A 15,002-nucleotide genomic window follows, 5' to 3' on the forward strand; every position below is an offset into this window, starting at 1 on the left:
ACAGAAAGGGAGTCTATTTAATTAATGAGAAAGACATGTTTTATTATTGCACTGACCATATCATGTTCGCTATTAGGCATAAACACTTGGGCAAAAGACAATGCGGTCATTCTGTTATATCACCACGTTAGTATAACTACTCCTGAGGTAACCTCAGTATCGCCTGATACTTTTCGTCAACATATGCAGTATTTGGCAGATAATCATAAAGTATTACCCCTGAAGCAAGTTATTAATGCCTTACAAAATAGGCAGCCTTTGCCAGACAAAACAGTCGTCATCACTTTTGATGACGGTTATGACAACATCTATGATAATGCACACCCAATTCTTAAAATATTTGGATTCCCCTATACCATTTTTATAAACCCTCCACTTATTGGTGAAGTCAACTACCAACTTGACTGGCAACAAGTGAAACTAATGTCGAACGAAGGCGCGACTTTCGCCAACCATGGTAGTAATCACGGCCATCTGCTGATGAAAAATACCGATGAAACTGAAGAAAATTGGTTAAACCGTACTCTGCAACAAATTGAGAGTGCAGAAAAAACCCTAAAAGAAAATCTCGGTTATAGCCTAAAATATTTTGCTTACCCTTATGGTGAATTTGATCCACAATTAAAGAATCGCCTTAACTCTCAAGGATACGTTGGATTTGCCCAACATAGCGGTGCCATAGCGTCATACAGCGACTTTTCCGCCTTACCACGTTATCCAGCGGCAGGGATGTACAGTAATATTGAAACATTAAAGGTCAAATTAAATAGTTTGGCCATGCCTGTAACAGACATTTCCCCGAGCGATCCAAAACTTGAGTTACCTTATAAAAATCAAAAGCTTAGGTTTACAATAAAAACTAAAGACTTAACTCCGCAACAAATTAGCTGCTTTCAAAATGGTCAGTTACTGAATAAGGTAATTGCAGGGAATACTCTTGCAGTGGAGATAAATCCAATCACACAACCCGGTAGGCACAGAATAAATTGTACTGCACCTAGCGTCAGTGAAAAAGATAGATACTACTGGTTCTCACACCCCTTCTTTGCGCCAACCGCTGAGGGGAAATGGTTAGACTAACGCCTTACTTAGATGAAAGTGTCTGCATATGCCTAAGGCCTTCATTCTTAAGCTAAGTTCTGAAGTACTTTGCTGAACAAAGCCTTGGCCTAGATAAAAATCTATTGCTTGTGAATTGGTGCTTTCAACATCGAGGCATAGAGTAGAATTACCAGAGGCTAACGCTTGTTTATGGGCAAATTTTAGCAAAGCAGTTGCCACACCTTGCCTTCGATACTGTGCAAGCACAGCAAAGTGTCCAATACACCACTCATGCTTTGTAAGTTTAGGAATACAATCTTGCAAAGCCTGGCTAGCCTTCACTACTGATATCGCATAAGCAACACCATAAAAACTAGCTAGATTGGTCAAAGTCGCTTGGTGGAATGTGTCAGGTAAGTCACTATGCCAAACGCTTAAACAACCCACTGTCAGCTCGTCGATTTCGGCGACCCAGTGATTGTCATAGCCATATTGGCCATCGGCACTTAAAAGGCTGGTTTGCAGAAAGTTTAGCGCTGACAACTCATCGTTAATATCAAAGGTCGCTGCTAATGCAACAGGTGCAGAACAAAATATCAGCTCCCCTAAGGTTGTTGCATCTCCCTGATTAGCTCGCCTGATTTTCATGTAGTCACATTTTATCGGGAAATTATAGCCGGCATATCTGCCAGTATTTTTTGTCCTTCGCTAATAGGCAATTGACCAACAACAAAATCAGGCTTAAAACGTCCTATAACTTGGGCCTTTGGATTAACCACCACAATAGATGAGCTGTGATCGACCAAATAATTAGGATTATCTGTGCTCTCAGACATGGAATACATCATACCCATGGCTCGAACCAACGGGAATAACTGTGCGTGTTCTCCACTTACCGCAATAAAGTCGGGGTGAAAAAAATTAATATATTCGTTTAAGCGTTCAGGCGTGTCGCGCTTAGGATCAACAGACAGCAGCACTACTTGAATTGGGGAGTCTGTGGGTATTTTTTGCAGTTCTGGATAAATATCTTTTAGCTCCGCCAAGGTAGTCGGACAAATATCGGGGCAATATGTATAACCCACAAAAACCAGACTCCAATGGCCTATTAAATTAGCGGGCGTGAAGCTTTGATTATTATGATCGACTAACAAAAAATCTGGCAACGCTCTGGCTTGTGGGTACATACTCAGGTGTTGGATTTTACTGGCTCCACCGGGCGGAGCGATATTTACAGCCACTACCACCCCAATAACCAAGGCAATTAACGCAATCAAGCCTGCTTTAAATTTACTCATAATTAAAACCGCACATAATGATCAACCAAGAGCACTACAAACAGTACCATCAGATGGATAATTGAAAACTTAAAGGTTTGCATAGCCGTTTGTTCGGTTGCAGTAAATTTTAACTTCCAGGCGTAATATAAAAAACCGGCATTTAGCAAGGTTGATCCAATGAGATATATCAGCCCAGTCATACCAATTAGATATGGCAGTAAACACACCACACAAAGTAAAACTGTATATAACAGAATGGATGTTTTAGTGAATTCGATACCGTGAGTTACCGGCAACATAGGTACTTGTGCCTTAGCATAATCTTTTTCACGATGAATGGCTAACGCCCAAAAATGTGGCGGAGTCCAAGTAAAAACAATCAAAACTAATAACAATGCATGAGCATGAATTTCACCGGTAACTGCCGTCCATCCAAGTAGTGGAGGAATGGCACCAGCTAAACCACCAATAACAATATTCTGCGGCGTCGCGCGTTTTAAATACATGGTGTATACCACCGCATATCCCAACAACCCGGCTAAAGTTAATACTGCCGTTAAACGATTGACCCAAAGTTCAAGTATGACATAACCCACAACAGTTAATACTGCGGCAAAAATTAATGCTTTTTGCGGGGTCACTTTGCCTTTTGCAACAGGACGATTAAATGTGCGCGCCATTTTGCTGTCTATTTTGCGATCAACAACATGATTCACAACTGCAGCGGCAGAGGACAAAAAGCCAATACCTGTTAATCCAGCAATTAAAATCTGCCAACTAATCCAAGTGTCACTAGCCAAACACATACCCACTAATGCGGTTAACAATAGTAATAACACTACTTTGGGTTTAGTTAATTCATAATAATCTTGGCAAGTAGACCATAAATTAAATTGTTTGTTTTGTTGCCCTGCGGCCACGACCTTACTCACCTTGCTCTCCTAAGTTTTACGATACAGCGTGTAACTAATGGTGATTAATATCAGCATTAAACACGCGGCTGTAGCGTTATGCATCACTGCAATAACAACAGGTAAACTGAATACTACATTGCTTACACCTAAAATAACCTGCACGCCTAAGATCAACACCATTAATGCGGATAATTTTTTAATTAAGTTCGAGCTGGCCGCAGCATACAGCCTGATCCCTAACCAACATAAATACAAAAAGGTTACTAAGGCGCCTATTCTGTGGACAATATGCATAGTCATACGCTCATTATAATCATGAGCACCAAACTCATAATTTTCTGCTACCGGAATACTAAAAGCACCGCCAAAGTCTAAACGTTCGTACCAAACACCTTCACAAATGGGCAATTCGGTGCAGGCTAACGCCGCGTAGTTTGCAGATGTCCAGCCACCTAATGCAATTTGCCCAGTCAAAATAATCATACCCAAAATTGAATATATTCCAAAACGACGCATTCCAGCATCACCGCCAGGAATACGGTATGGGGTCAACCTTAAATACAATAAAAACAAACAAGATAGGACAGTAAAACCGCCTAATAAATGCCCCATAACCACAACAGGTAATAAATTAAGGGTCACAGTCCACATGCCTAATGCACCTTGAAAACAAACTAAAAACACCAGAAAAAGTGGCAGTTTTACTGGCTTGTTATATGCTTTTCGGAAAAGGCTATTAATAAAAATCACTAGAATCAAAAAACCTAAGCCACTAGCGAAATAGCGGTGGATCATCTCGTTCCATGCTTTGTGTTCTTCAAATGGACGATCGGGAAAAGCCTGTTGGGCGATTTCAATATTTTCAGTGGTTTTAGAAAAACTGAGATGACCATAGCAACCCGGCCAATCAGGACAGCCCAAGCCAGCGTCAGTCAGACGAGTGTATGCACCCAGTACTATTACCACCATAGCCACAAAAATGCTTAACAACACCAGCTTCTTCATTTAAATATCCTCTAGCCGATGTGCGATAGTTTTAGCACTTTGCGCATATCCGACAAAATATCACGGCTATGCAGAATGGCCTGCTCTTGATCGATTTGTAATGGGTAGCGCAGAATCACGTTATCCAGCGTATCAGCAATGAAAATACCATCTGTGGTGTTTTCTTTAAATACTTGTTGCAGACTTTTTAAGTTGGTATTTAGCAAACGAATGTTTTGTTTATCTTTGAGTAACGCTAGTTGCACGAGATTACTTTTTTCATGAGTGATAACCACAACCTCGGCACGATCGCTTTCTTTGCCTAACGCACTATGTACTTGAGCAATGCTGTATAGGGCATTTTCACACTCGAGGGCACATATTTCTGGCAAAACATAAAGTAACTTCCACTTAGGTTGTTGCGTTGAGATTTGTAAAACACGCATATCAACCGGAGGCGTAAGCAGCTCTCCTTTATTCGTAACTGCCTGATTAAACCAGCCATTATCTAAAGCAAACTTAGCCAGTATTACAGGTAGTATAAAAACCGCAGCTAGTAGCAACATCATAGTTCTATTATTTTTTTTAGGGGTACTCACTTTTTGTTCCTTTTTAACTTATTTCTTTGAGCGATAACAAATACTACTAATGCAGCAAATCCCAGCAAAAACCATTGTACGGCATAAGCCAAGTGTTTTTCAGGAGCCATTACTACTGGTTGCCAGTTTCTTACATAAGATGAAGTTTCTTGCGGGTTTAATAACACCACAAAAGGCAAGACATCTTGGTTATAGTGTTGCTGAATAACCTTGAGGTCCGTTTGTTGCAAAACCTTTGGCCACTGGCCATCAATCAGAGCGGTTTCCTTCACCATGGCATTATTCAGCGGTAGGGATACCACTCCTGCATAAGGTGCGTTTTCGCCATTAATCTGGATATTCGGCAAAATACTTCTGCTATTGGTAGCTGCTACCCAACCAAAATTAGCAATCACTATGCCTGATTTTGTTTGCATAGGCACCAAAACTTGATATCCCACCCGACCTTTATGGATCTTATTATCTAAGAGAAAATAACGAGATGCATCTGCAGCACCTTCAAAATTAATGGGCATATCCAACATTTCATTTAAATTACTGCGCAACACTTGTTGTAAATTGATTTGAGCGGTTTTGGCTGCAATATCTAAAGTTAATAAACGTTGGGTTTTTTCTTCAGCTCGTTGCAATTGCCAATTACCTAAAGCAAACATAATGACAACACACACAAAAGTTACTAAGGTAGCAGCAATGGGTAAACGCGATAGAAAAGTCCACATAACAGTTCAGGATATCTTTAGGAGTAAATAGATGTTAATCAAAATACTTGTTGGCGGGTTACTATTATTTATGGTGTTCAATTTATTTAAAGCCATGATGATAATGCTCAAAGACGATCCAAACGGTCCCTCAATGAGTAAATTTATTGGTCGGAGGGTACTCACTTCAGCCATTATTGTTGGCCTTATACTTCTCGCTGTAGCTACTGGACTCATCACACCAAATCCAACACCACACTAACCAAATTAAAGAGCCACTGCAATTCAGTGGCTCTTTACACTAATAAACACCTTCGCTAAAAGATATAAACAACAGCAAAGAGTATTACCCAAACTACATCAACAAAATGCCAATACCAACTAGCGGCCATAAAGGCAAAGTGGTTATCTGGGGTAAAATGTCCTTTGAAAATTCTAAGTAGCATAATAAATAGAATTATCGCTCCCAAAGTAACGTGGAAACCATGAAATCCAGTCAATAGAAAAAAGGTATTACCATAAACGCCAGATTGCAGGGTCAAATTCATTTCTGTGTAAGCATGAATATATTCTTCAACCTGCATCACCATAAAGATGGCACCAAGCAACACAGTTAAACCAAGCATCAGCTTAAGTTTGCCACGGTTGTTTTGTTCGAGTGCTACATGTGCATAGTGACAAGTTACAGACGAAGTAAGTAAAAGTACTGTGTTAATCAGAGGCAGACCAGTCCAAGGCATAGCTTCTGTTGTTGTGCCTCCTGGAGTCACAACCAATGGCCAGATGGCTTCGAACGCAGGCCATAGTACTTCGCCTGTCATATCATTATTTGATGCACCACCTAACCATGGTACTGAAATGAACCTGGCATAGAACAAAGCTCCAAAAAACGCTCCAAAGAACATCACCTCAGAAAATATGAACCATGACATACCTTGACGATACGAACGGCCCAACTGAGCACTATACATTCCGCTCATAGACTCATGTATTTGATTTCTAAACCAACCAACCAACATCACTATCAAAACTAAAAAGCCTGCACCTAAAATGTAAGCGCCGTAGCCCTCTTTGTCTCGAGTGCTTTCAATCACAAAATTGCCAGCCCCTACAGCCATTAAAAATAGTGCAACTGCACCCATAAAGGGCCAAGGGCTTTCCGCGGGAACATAGTATTTTTCGTATTCTTTTTCTGACATTGTGTTCTCCTTCATCCTCAATTCATTGCCACAACATCTGCAGAGGCAGTGACGTTGTAAAGAGTATATTGCAAAGTAAAATAAGTAATATCTTCAGGGATTTGTGGGTCGACATAAAATTGCATAGGCATCATCAGTTCCTCCCCAGCTTTTAATGTTTGTTGTTCGAAACAAAAACATTCAGTTTTATTCATATATAAAGCTGCTGTGCCGGGAGATATGGATGGCACAGCTTGACCGACAATATCGGTGTTGGCAGAGTTTTTTACATAAAAACTCACTTTATTGAGTTGCCCAGGGTGCACTTTAACTTGTCTTGTCTCCGACCTAAATTCCCATGGCATACCGGTGTTAGTACGGGTAATAAAATCCACTGTGATCAACCTGCTCTCATCAATTTCAACCGCCTCATAAACGGCGGCTGTGTCTGATGGTTTGCCATTAATGCCCAAAGCATCACAAAGCACATCATATAAAGGCACAAGGGCAAAACCAAAACCAAACATGCCTACAACGATGGCTAATAACTTAACCACCATTCTGTTGTTTTTGTTTTGTGTGTTTGCTTGGTTCATCATGTATATCTTTAGCTATTTTATTACAGGTGGTGTTTCAAAGCTGTGATAAGGCGCAGGAGACGGGATTTCCCATTCTAAACCTTCAGCTCCTTCCCACACTTGGCTCGATACTGGTTCACCTTGTTTTTTACAGGCCTTGATTAAAAGCGCTAAGAAAATAAACTGAGATAAACCAAAGGCAAAGCCACCAATACTGATCCACTTGTTAAAATCAGCAAACTGCAACGCATAATCTGGAATACGACGCGGCATACCAGCTAAGCCAACAAAATGCATAGGGAAGAACAACACATTAACCGACACCAATGAACACCAGAAATGCCACTTAGCCAAGCCAATATGAAACATTTTTCCAGTCCACTTAGGTAACCAGTAATAAACAGCCGCCATGATTGAGAATATGGCACCTGTAACTAACACGTAATGGAAATGCGCAACCACAAAATAAGTATCATGATATTGAAAGTCCACTGGCACTATAGCCAACATTAACCCTGACAATCCACCAATGGTAAACAACACAATAAAGGCAATGGCAAACAACATAGGGACTTCAAAAGTCATAGAGCCGCGCCACATAGTCGCCACCCAGTTAAATATCTTCACACCTGTAGGTACGGAGATCAGCATAGTAGCAAACATGAAGAACAGCTCGGCCGCCACTGGCATGCCTGTGGTAAACATGTGATGCGCCCAAACTATAAATGACAACAAGGCAATAGATGCTGTGGCGTACACCATAGAGGCATAACCAAATAATCGTTTACGGGCAAAGGTAGGGACAATCGCCGAGATAATACCAAAAGCGGGCAAAATCATTATGTACACCTCGGGATGACCGAAGAACCAAAAGATATGCTGGAACATCACCGGATCACCACCACCAGCGGCGTCAAAGAAACTAGTACCAAAGAATTTATCGGTTAGCACCATAGTTACCGCACCAGCTAGCACAGGCATAACTGCAATCAACAAAAACGCTGTGATTAACCATGTCCATACGAACAAGGGCATTTTCATCCAAGTCATACCTGGTGCACGCATATTGAAAATAGTCACAATAACGTTTATTGCACCCATAATGGATGAGGCACCCATTATGTGTACCGCAAACACAAATAGTGCTGTACCGTCGCTACTGTAGGTCGTAGAAAGAGGCGCGTAGAAGGTCCAGCCAAATGCAGGGCCACCGCCTTCCATAAACAAAGAAGATAAAAGAATTAAGAAAGCAAAAGGTAATATCCAAAAACTCCAGTTGTTCATTCTAGGTAATGCCATATCTGGCGCACCTATCATCATAGGTATTAACCAGTTTGCCAATCCAGTAAAGGCAGGCATAACCGCACCAAATACCATAATCAGACCATGTACTGTGGTCATTTGATTAAAGAAGTTGGGTTCAATTATTTGTAATCCGGGTTGAAATAACTCAGCGCGGATCACCATAGCCATGGCGCCACCAGTCAAAAACATGATGAACGCAAACCACAAATATAGGGTACCGATATCTTTATGATTAGTGGTGTATAACCAACGTTTTATTCCAGGGGGGATATGATGCTCATGGTGCTCATCATCGTGGTGATCATTTGTGTGAGTAGTATCAGTTGCTGCTGTCATGGTCACCTTCTCCTATTGTCCGTTCATGGCTGAATTAATGTCTTTGGCTTGTACTAAGTCACCAGTATCGTTACCCCAAGCATTACGCTCGTAAGTCACTACTGCGGCAATTTCAGACATTGTTAATTGTTTTGCATAGGCTTGCATAGCCGTACCTGTAACACCGTTGACCAATATATCGATGTGTTTAGGTTGGTCAGTTGTAGCTATTTGGCTGCCTTTTAAGGATGGGAAGACGCCTGGTAGACCTTCACCATTTGGCATATGGCAAGCTGCACAGTTAGCGTTGTAAACTTTTCCACCTAAATCCATAGCTTCGTCCATAGTCATATTCATGGCTAACAGACGTTGTTCTTCCGCTTTGGCTTTTTGCTGGATAGCTTGCTGCTCTGCAATCCACTTATCATACTCAGCAGGCTCTTTGGCAATAACCACAATGGGCATAAAGCCATGATCTTTACCACAAAGCTCGGCACATTGACCACGATATATACCGGGTTCATTCACCTTAGTCCAAGCGTCATTGATAAAGCCGGGATTAGCATCTTGTTTGAACCCAAAATCTGGCACCCACCAAGAATGGATAACATCATCTGACGTGATTAAAAAGCGAACTTTCTGACCGGTTGGAATAATAAGAGGGCGATCAACTTCAAGTAAATAATTTTCACCTTTAGGAAGCTTGCCAGAAATTTGCTCAGCTTGAGTAGCCATTTTTGAATAATATTCAACGTCATTATCCATATATTTATAGTGCCACTTCCATTGTGAACCAGTCACCAAAATGGACACATCAGGCTCACTGGCATCTTCCATATCAATTAGGAGGTTCATAGCAGGGACAGCCATAAAGACCAAAATAACAAAAGGAATAACTGTCCAAGCTATTTCTACTTTTACACTTTCATGAAAATTAGCAGGCTTCGCACCCCTTGATTTTCTATGAAAATACATAGAAATAAACATTGCGATAAACACACCAGCACCAATCACAACACAGATTATAAACATCAACATATGCATGTCATAAACACCAGCACTGATGTCTGTCACACCTTTAGTCATGTTTAGCTGGTATTGCTCAATATGATCACTCGTTTCTGCAAACACCGGCGCTGTCATCAATGCAGTTAGCATAGTTCCAGCCTTGAACAAAATTCTTTTCACATGGCACCTCATATACGTTTAACGCACTTCTTTATTTTTCACTGAAACACAAATCTCAAAATAGTAAAAACTGCAAATTGAGTTAACGTCTAGTTAATTTATTGTTATTTTTTCTACTGGAATATTAATGGTCGCTTATTTAATAGCAACTAGTCTAGCTTTTATGTTCAACTTACAACCAACTGATTATTTTTTAAACACAAAGTTGTTAATAAATGAAAAATAAAGAAAAAAATGGGGGAGGAAAGATAATCTAGGAAGACAAAAGTATAAAATGTGATAAAAAATGATAAAAATTTAAAGACGCATTATTCAATAATAATACGTCGCATCGAAATTACATCCAATCGGCGTTACGAATAACTCCCACTGCTATGCCTTCAATATTAAACGGTTGGGTCGCCAAATCGACTATAATCGGAGAAAACGCTTCGTTTTCAGCATGTAGCAAAACCTGCCTGCCTTTTTTCTCGAGTCGCTTCACTGTAACGTCGTCTTCGACTCTAGCTACTACCACCTGACCATTGTGGACGTCAGTAGTGCGATGCACGGCTAACAAGTCGCCATCCAAAATACCAATATCTTTCATGCTCATACCGTTCACTCGAAGCAAAAAATCAGCACTGGGTTTAAACAAACTTGGATCCACTCGATAATGACCCTCAATATGCTCTTCAGCCAAAATAGGTTCACCTGCTGCTACCCGGCCAATTAGTGGCAAGCCTAACTCTTCAAGTTGATCCTCAAGAGGGATATTCAATTTAATTCCGCGAGACGTACCGGGCAATATTTCTATTACTCCTTTACGCGCTAGCGCTTTTAAATGTTCTTCCGCAGCATTAGCAGATTTAAAACCTAATTCCCGAGCAATTTCTGCCCGAGTAGGCGGCATACCTGTATTCAACATTGTATTTTTAATTAGTTGAAGTACTTCTTCTTGTCGTGCAGTTAGTGGACGCATAAACAGCCTGTTTATATATACAGTTCAGTAGCCAGTATATCCAGTTAATAGTTAATCGCAAACTTTTTCTAAAACAAATCGAAGTCTGTTTAAATTGTGAATATCCTCTTATTCCAATTCCATTAAAGAAGCACCTCTCAGTATCGTGGCTTAAAGAAGCTCAATCAAGACGCGTGAATGCAGTAATATCCTCTTTCAAATTTGTGTAACGAGAAGTAAGTTTCTTTATTGAGATTGAGATTAAAAACACAAAATAAGTTAAATGTAATCACGAAACATCAATTCGGCTTCTTCTGGCTTTATTTTTCTGAAAAACAAATCGCAGCCGATTAGTAAGCAATATAAAAGTAGTGAGTGCCGCTTTGCTTCTATTGCACAAGGGTAGATATCACTCAGTAGTTTCATCACATAGTCAAAACGTTGTTGGTACACCCGTAAAACAAACTCTTCAACTTCAACATTTTGTTTGGACCACATATTAATTTCTATTTCTAGTCGACTTTCTTTATTTAGTCCTTCAATACATCGCTGTACCAATAAGGCTAACTTTTCTTTGGAGCTAGAACCAGACTCTGACAATAGGATAAATTGTTCAGTAAAGGCATTTTCCCAATATTCCAATAATGCAAAATCAAAATCCTTTTTAGAACGAAACCAATGATAAAACGCCCCTTTAGTGACGCCTAACTGCTGACATAAATCGACAATTTTCAGATGATCTGCTCCCTTTCTATCTAAGGTCATCAATCCCGTTTTGAGCCATCTTTGTTTTTGTATCTGAATCATTCAACTTTCCATTTACTTGGCACATACCCATTGGTATGTTAATTTACGCCCAAGCATACCTCAAGGTATGCTTGGGCGTATTTATTAGGAAACCATACAATGATCGCTTTTAAACATATTAAGAACTTAGTCAAAAATAGTTTGTATTGTTCCATATCGACTATTCAAGATAATCTTCCTCATTGCTCCCCAATCGGCAGTGTGTATCTTGAATCCACCCAGCAAGGTTACTATCTAGAAATGTTCAGCACTGCAGTTAAGAAAGCTCAGTCGGCAAACCCTAATGGTTGTATTCTGGTCGTAAACACTTCTATTATTTTTTGGTTGAAATCATTAATCAGAGGTAAATTTGCCACTCCACCAGCGGTTAGGCTTTTAGTGGAGTTTGGCGACAGAAGAGCAGCAAATGACCTAGAACAGTCAAGATTCCGGAAAAAAGTAAACATCTTTAAGAGGTTTAAAGGGCATAAGGTTTTGTGGTCCAATCCTTCCCATGTAAGAGAATTTTATGTGCTTAAGATAATTCCCGTGTCACTTGGAAAAATGACCCAGGTGGATTACAACCAATAAAGCAGCACTGATTTCAATTAACCTAAGCTTTGTATAGGCCAAGGATCAGTTAGGATCTTTGCCACGCAAATTTAACCGTTTAGCAAAAGCAAAATACAGTTCATAATGTTATCCTTGCGGCGTCTTGGTATTTGAAGGTTTAAAGTATGTTGTGGCTGCATAAATTGCTGTTAGCAATGGTGACAGTGCCGGTAAAATGGCTGGTAAAAGTAAACAGCATCCCAAGTGATCTTGAGTCAGAGCTGGGCATAGATAAAACTCGTCCCATTGTTTATTTATTGCGCACCCGTTCAATCACAGATCAATTGGCGCTAAAAATGTCTGCGGTGGCCTTAGGATTACCTAAACCCACATTAAATATAACTATTGGCGATCAACGTCATTCTTCGTGCTTATTTTTGCAGAAACCTCGCTCAGTATTAAACCGTAAAACCAAAGGAACTTCGATTCAGGAAGATGCCGCCAAATTATTTAGTCTACACAGAGAAAACCCAGAACTTGATATTCAAATAGTACCAGTTTCAATTCTCTGGGGTAGAGCACCAGGTAAGAACACCTCAGGTTGGACAGACGTAATCGCTAACCAAGTCTCTCCTAGTTGGTTACGTAAATTTTTTATCGTGTTGTTTTTAGGCAGAGACAATTTTGTCTGTTACAGCAAAGCCGTATCTTCAAGGAAAATGATCCAGTTAAAAGGCAGTGATGAAGAAATTGCCCATAAACTGATCCGCGTAGCAGGCACACACTTTTATCGCCGACATCAAACCTTAACCGGCCCAAATATCCTTGAACGTCATCAATTATATAATACTGTTCTAGGGGCAAAATCAGTACGCAAAGCTATAGTTGAGGAAGCCCGCAGCAAAAAATTAAATCACCAACAAGCTAAACAACAAGCAAAAAAATACGTCAATGAAATTGCCGCCGATTATCGACCCGGCATGATTAGGTTAGCCGAGAAAATTTTAACCAAAATTTGGAATAAAATTTACAACGGTATCGAAGTTAGGCATGCAGATAAGGTCAGAGCTTTGGCACAAAATGGCCATGAGATTATCTATGTACCTTGTCATCGCAGCCATATGGATTATTTATTACTTACCTATGTGATTTATCACCAAGGTTTAGTTACACCGCATATCGCAGCCGGTATTAACCTTAATTTTCGTCCTGTCGGCGGACTATTACGTAAAGCTGGCGCATTTTATCTACGCCGCAGCTTTGCAGGCAACAAACTCTACTCAGCGGTGTTTCGTGAATATTTGGAGTTACTTTTCAATAAGGGTTACTCGGTTAAATATTTCCCTGAAGGTGGACGCAGTAGAACAGGGCGTTTATTACCACCTAAAACTGGCATGTTAGCGATGACCTTGCAGGCATTAGTTAAAGGCATTAATCGTCCTGTTAGCATTGTGCCGGTTTATATTGGTTACGAACATGTGATGGAAGTGTCCAGTTACCTAAAAGAACTCAACGGTACTGGTAAGAAAAAAGAGTCTTTCTTCCAAATATTCTCGGCAATTAAAAAGCTTAAAAATTACGGTTATGGCTTTTTGAATTTTGGCGAGCCCATCAATTTAACTAATTACCTAGACCAACAAGTACCTAATTGGCGAGATGAGCAAAAAAATAGTGGTGACAAAAAACCCAAATGGCTGACGCCGGTTGTGAACAACCTTGCTACAGATGTTATGGGTAGAATAAATCAAACCGCAGCCGTTAGTGGCATGGCAATATGCGCCATATGTTTATTATCAGCCAAAAAACATGCTATGGCTGAATCAGAATTGGAACAGGCCATTGAGCACTTTTTAGAACTGTTAAGTGAGGCACCCTACAGTGAACTTGCTACCTTACCGAAAATATCCGGTAAAAAGTTATTGGAAAACACCCTCAAACTGAATAAATTCAATGTGTCTGAGGACAGTTTCGGTAAAATAATTTCACTAAAAAACCAAAATGCTGTAACCCTCACCTATTACCGCAATAATATTCTGCATTTGTTCGCCCTTCCAGGTCTAATCGCAGCAATAGTTTTTGCTCACAATGGTTTGCCAAAGAGTAAAATTTTGCATTTAGTTGCCGAGCTATACCCTTTGCTAAAGCGTGAATTATTTATTTACATGAGCGTTGAGCAAGCGGCTGAATATACCGAATCTTTAATTAGTAAAATGTTAGAAATGGGCCTATTAGAAACGAACAAAACCAAAATTCAACCACCTTCAGCAACTAGTAAGACGTTTTATTCTGCTTGGTTACTAAACCGCAGTATTCAAGAAACCCTGCATCGTTATGCTGTGGTACTCACCTTATTATCCAGACAAGAACAAGTCAGCCGCTCAGTATTGGAAAAGAAAAGTGCTCAATTTGCCGAAAGATTAGCAGCGCTACATGGCATCAACTCACCAGAGTTTTTCGATAAAAATGTGCTAGCTACTTTTATTAACGCGTTAAAGGAAAACGCCTTGATTGAAGCAGATGACAATGGGCAACTGCACCACACAGAACAGAGTGTATTATTAAAAGCCGACGTCATTAACTTGATTGAACCTGAGATAGCACAGCGCTTGCAACAGATTTAAAATCAGCCATCGAGCAGCTTTTT

At 40.2% G+C, this 15,002-nt stretch carries 16 protein-coding genes; 4 read left to right on the plus strand and 12 right to left on the minus strand.

The genetic code is table 11. The features are described 5' to 3' along the window. The first annotated feature begins 24 nt into the window (after nt 1-24). Nucleotides 25-1,080, plus strand: coding sequence for a polysaccharide deacetylase family protein (locus GARC_RS04645; RefSeq protein ID WP_007617285.1), 1,056 nt, complete (start codon nt 25-27; stop codon nt 1,078-1,080). Here GARC_RS04645 and GARC_RS04650 read toward each other — a convergent pair. Genes GARC_RS04650 through GARC_RS04675 form a run of 6 tightly spaced genes read right to left on the minus strand, consistent with a single transcriptional unit; the run spans nt 1,072 to nt 5,537 of the window. After that, nucleotides 1,072-1,689, minus strand: coding sequence for a GNAT family N-acetyltransferase (locus GARC_RS04650; protein WP_007617287.1), 618 nt, complete (start codon nt 1,687-1,689; stop codon nt 1,072-1,074). The two genes, GARC_RS04645 and GARC_RS04650, sit on opposite strands and share 9 nt — an antisense overlap. Before the next feature lie 11 nt (nt 1,690-1,700). After that, nucleotides 1,701-2,339: an SCO family protein gene (locus GARC_RS04655; RefSeq protein ID WP_007617288.1), complete on the minus strand. Its 639-nt coding sequence runs from the start codon at nt 2,337-2,339 to the stop codon at nt 1,701-1,703. A gap of 2 nt (nt 2,340-2,341) precedes the next feature. Beyond that, complete coding sequence (gene cyoE, locus GARC_RS04660) at nt 2,342-3,253, minus strand: heme o synthase (protein WP_039988756.1); 912 nt, start codon at nt 3,251-3,253, stop codon at nt 2,342-2,344. A gap of 9 nt (nt 3,254-3,262) precedes the next feature. Beyond that, nucleotides 3,263-4,240 carry a COX15/CtaA family protein gene (locus GARC_RS04665; protein WP_007617292.1) on the minus strand — a complete coding sequence of 326 codons (978 nt, stop codon included), beginning with the start codon at nt 4,238-4,240 and terminating at the stop codon, nt 3,263-3,265. A gap of 11 nt (nt 4,241-4,251) precedes the next feature. Further along, nucleotides 4,252-4,818, minus strand: a complete 567-nt coding sequence (locus tag GARC_RS04670) for a hypothetical protein (RefSeq protein WP_007617294.1) — start codon at nt 4,816-4,818, stop codon at nt 4,252-4,254. Continuing rightward, nucleotides 4,815-5,537, minus strand: a complete 723-nt coding sequence (locus tag GARC_RS04675; protein WP_007617296.1) for an SURF1 family protein — start codon at nt 5,535-5,537, stop codon at nt 4,815-4,817. Before GARC_RS04675 ends, GARC_RS04670 begins: the two co-directional genes overlap by 4 nt. 31 nt (nt 5,538-5,568) lie before the next feature. Between GARC_RS04675 and GARC_RS04680 the strand changes: the two genes are divergently transcribed. After that, nucleotides 5,569-5,778 (plus strand): DUF2909 domain-containing protein, encoded by a 210-nt coding sequence (locus tag GARC_RS04680; protein WP_007617298.1) that lies wholly within the window; start codon nt 5,569-5,571, stop codon nt 5,776-5,778. A 55-nt stretch (nt 5,779-5,833) separates the two neighbouring features. On the opposite strand, the gene GARC_RS04685 is transcribed toward GARC_RS04680, so the two are convergent. The 6 genes from GARC_RS04685 to GARC_RS04710 all read right to left on the minus strand — a co-directional run bounded on the left by GARC_RS04685 (nt 5,834) and on the right by GARC_RS04710 (nt 11,827). Continuing rightward, a complete protein-coding gene (locus tag GARC_RS04685; protein WP_007617300.1) occupies nt 5,834-6,715 on the minus strand; it encodes a cytochrome c oxidase subunit 3 in 882 nt (293 codons plus the stop codon). A 17-nt stretch (nt 6,716-6,732) separates the two neighbouring features. After that, complete coding sequence (locus GARC_RS04690; protein WP_007617302.1) at nt 6,733-7,293, minus strand: cytochrome c oxidase assembly protein; 561 nt, start codon at nt 7,291-7,293, stop codon at nt 6,733-6,735. Between the two features lie 12 nt (nt 7,294-7,305). Then, on the minus strand, nt 7,306-8,913 hold the full coding sequence (gene ctaD / locus GARC_RS04695) for a cytochrome c oxidase subunit I (protein WP_007617304.1): 1,608 nt from the start codon (nt 8,911-8,913) through the stop codon (nt 7,306-7,308). A 12-nt stretch (nt 8,914-8,925) separates the two neighbouring features. Then, nucleotides 8,926-10,035 (minus strand): cytochrome c oxidase subunit II, encoded by a 1,110-nt coding sequence (coxB, locus tag GARC_RS04700; protein ID WP_226989062.1) that lies wholly within the window; start codon nt 10,033-10,035, stop codon nt 8,926-8,928. Nucleotides 10,036-10,417: 382 nt separating this feature from the next. Beyond that, nucleotides 10,418-11,041 (minus strand): transcriptional repressor LexA, encoded by a 624-nt coding sequence (gene lexA, locus GARC_RS04705; RefSeq protein ID WP_007617308.1) that lies wholly within the window; start codon nt 11,039-11,041, stop codon nt 10,418-10,420. 258 nt (nt 11,042-11,299) lie between these two features. Beyond that, complete coding sequence (locus tag GARC_RS04710) at nt 11,300-11,827, minus strand: TetR/AcrR family transcriptional regulator (RefSeq protein WP_007617310.1); 528 nt, start codon at nt 11,825-11,827, stop codon at nt 11,300-11,302. Between the two features lie 99 nt (nt 11,828-11,926). Between GARC_RS04710 and GARC_RS04715 the strand changes: the two genes are divergently transcribed. Then, a complete protein-coding gene (locus GARC_RS04715) occupies nt 11,927-12,397 on the plus strand; it encodes a hypothetical protein (RefSeq protein WP_007617312.1) in 471 nt (156 codons plus the stop codon). A gap of 146 nt (nt 12,398-12,543) precedes the next feature. Continuing rightward, complete coding sequence (plsB, locus tag GARC_RS04720) at nt 12,544-14,979, plus strand: glycerol-3-phosphate 1-O-acyltransferase PlsB (protein WP_007617314.1); 2,436 nt, start codon at nt 12,544-12,546, stop codon at nt 14,977-14,979. Nucleotides 14,980-15,002 lie beyond the last annotated feature (23 nt).

The sequence above is a fragment of the Paraglaciecola arctica BSs20135 genome (assembly GCF_000314995.1).
In the GTDB taxonomy this organism is placed as follows: domain Bacteria; phylum Pseudomonadota; class Gammaproteobacteria; order Enterobacterales; family Alteromonadaceae; genus Paraglaciecola; species Paraglaciecola arctica.

Excerpts from the sequence above, each read along its gene's own strand:
- GARC_RS04645 (WP_007617285.1), top strand. The coding sequence starts at position 25 with ATGAGAAAGACATGTTTTATTATTGCACTGACCATATCATGTTCGCTA.
- GARC_RS04650 (WP_007617287.1), bottom strand. The coding sequence starts at position 1,689 with ATGAAAATCAGGCGAGCTAATCAGGGAGATGCAACAACCTTAGGGGAG.
- GARC_RS04655 (WP_007617288.1), bottom strand. The coding sequence starts at position 2,339 with ATGAGTAAATTTAAAGCAGGCTTGATTGCGTTAATTGCCTTGGTTATT.
- GARC_RS04665 (WP_007617292.1), bottom strand. The coding sequence starts at position 4,240 with ATGAAGAAGCTGGTGTTGTTAAGCATTTTTGTGGCTATGGTGGTAATA.
- GARC_RS04675 (WP_007617296.1), bottom strand. The coding sequence starts at position 5,537 with ATGTGGACTTTTCTATCGCGTTTACCCATTGCTGCTACCTTAGTAACT.
- GARC_RS04680 (WP_007617298.1), top strand. The coding sequence starts at position 5,569 with ATGTTAATCAAAATACTTGTTGGCGGGTTACTATTATTTATGGTGTTC.
- GARC_RS04685 (WP_007617300.1), bottom strand. The coding sequence starts at position 6,715 with ATGTCAGAAAAAGAATACGAAAAATACTATGTTCCCGCGGAAAGCCCT.
- GARC_RS04690 (WP_007617302.1), bottom strand. The coding sequence starts at position 7,293 with ATGATGAACCAAGCAAACACACAAAACAAAAACAACAGAATGGTGGTT.
- ctaD (WP_007617304.1), bottom strand. The coding sequence starts at position 8,913 with ATGACAGCAGCAACTGATACTACTCACACAAATGATCACCACGATGAT.
- coxB (WP_226989062.1), bottom strand. The coding sequence starts at position 10,035 with ATGACAGCGCCGGTGTTTGCAGAAACGAGTGATCATATTGAGCAATAC.
- lexA (WP_007617308.1), bottom strand. The coding sequence starts at position 11,041 with ATGCGTCCACTAACTGCACGACAAGAAGAAGTACTTCAACTAATTAAA.
- GARC_RS04710 (WP_007617310.1), bottom strand. The coding sequence starts at position 11,827 with ATGATTCAGATACAAAAACAAAGATGGCTCAAAACGGGATTGATGACC.
- GARC_RS04715 (WP_007617312.1), top strand. The coding sequence starts at position 11,927 with ATGATCGCTTTTAAACATATTAAGAACTTAGTCAAAAATAGTTTGTAT.
- plsB (WP_007617314.1), top strand. The coding sequence starts at position 12,544 with ATGTTGTGGCTGCATAAATTGCTGTTAGCAATGGTGACAGTGCCGGTA.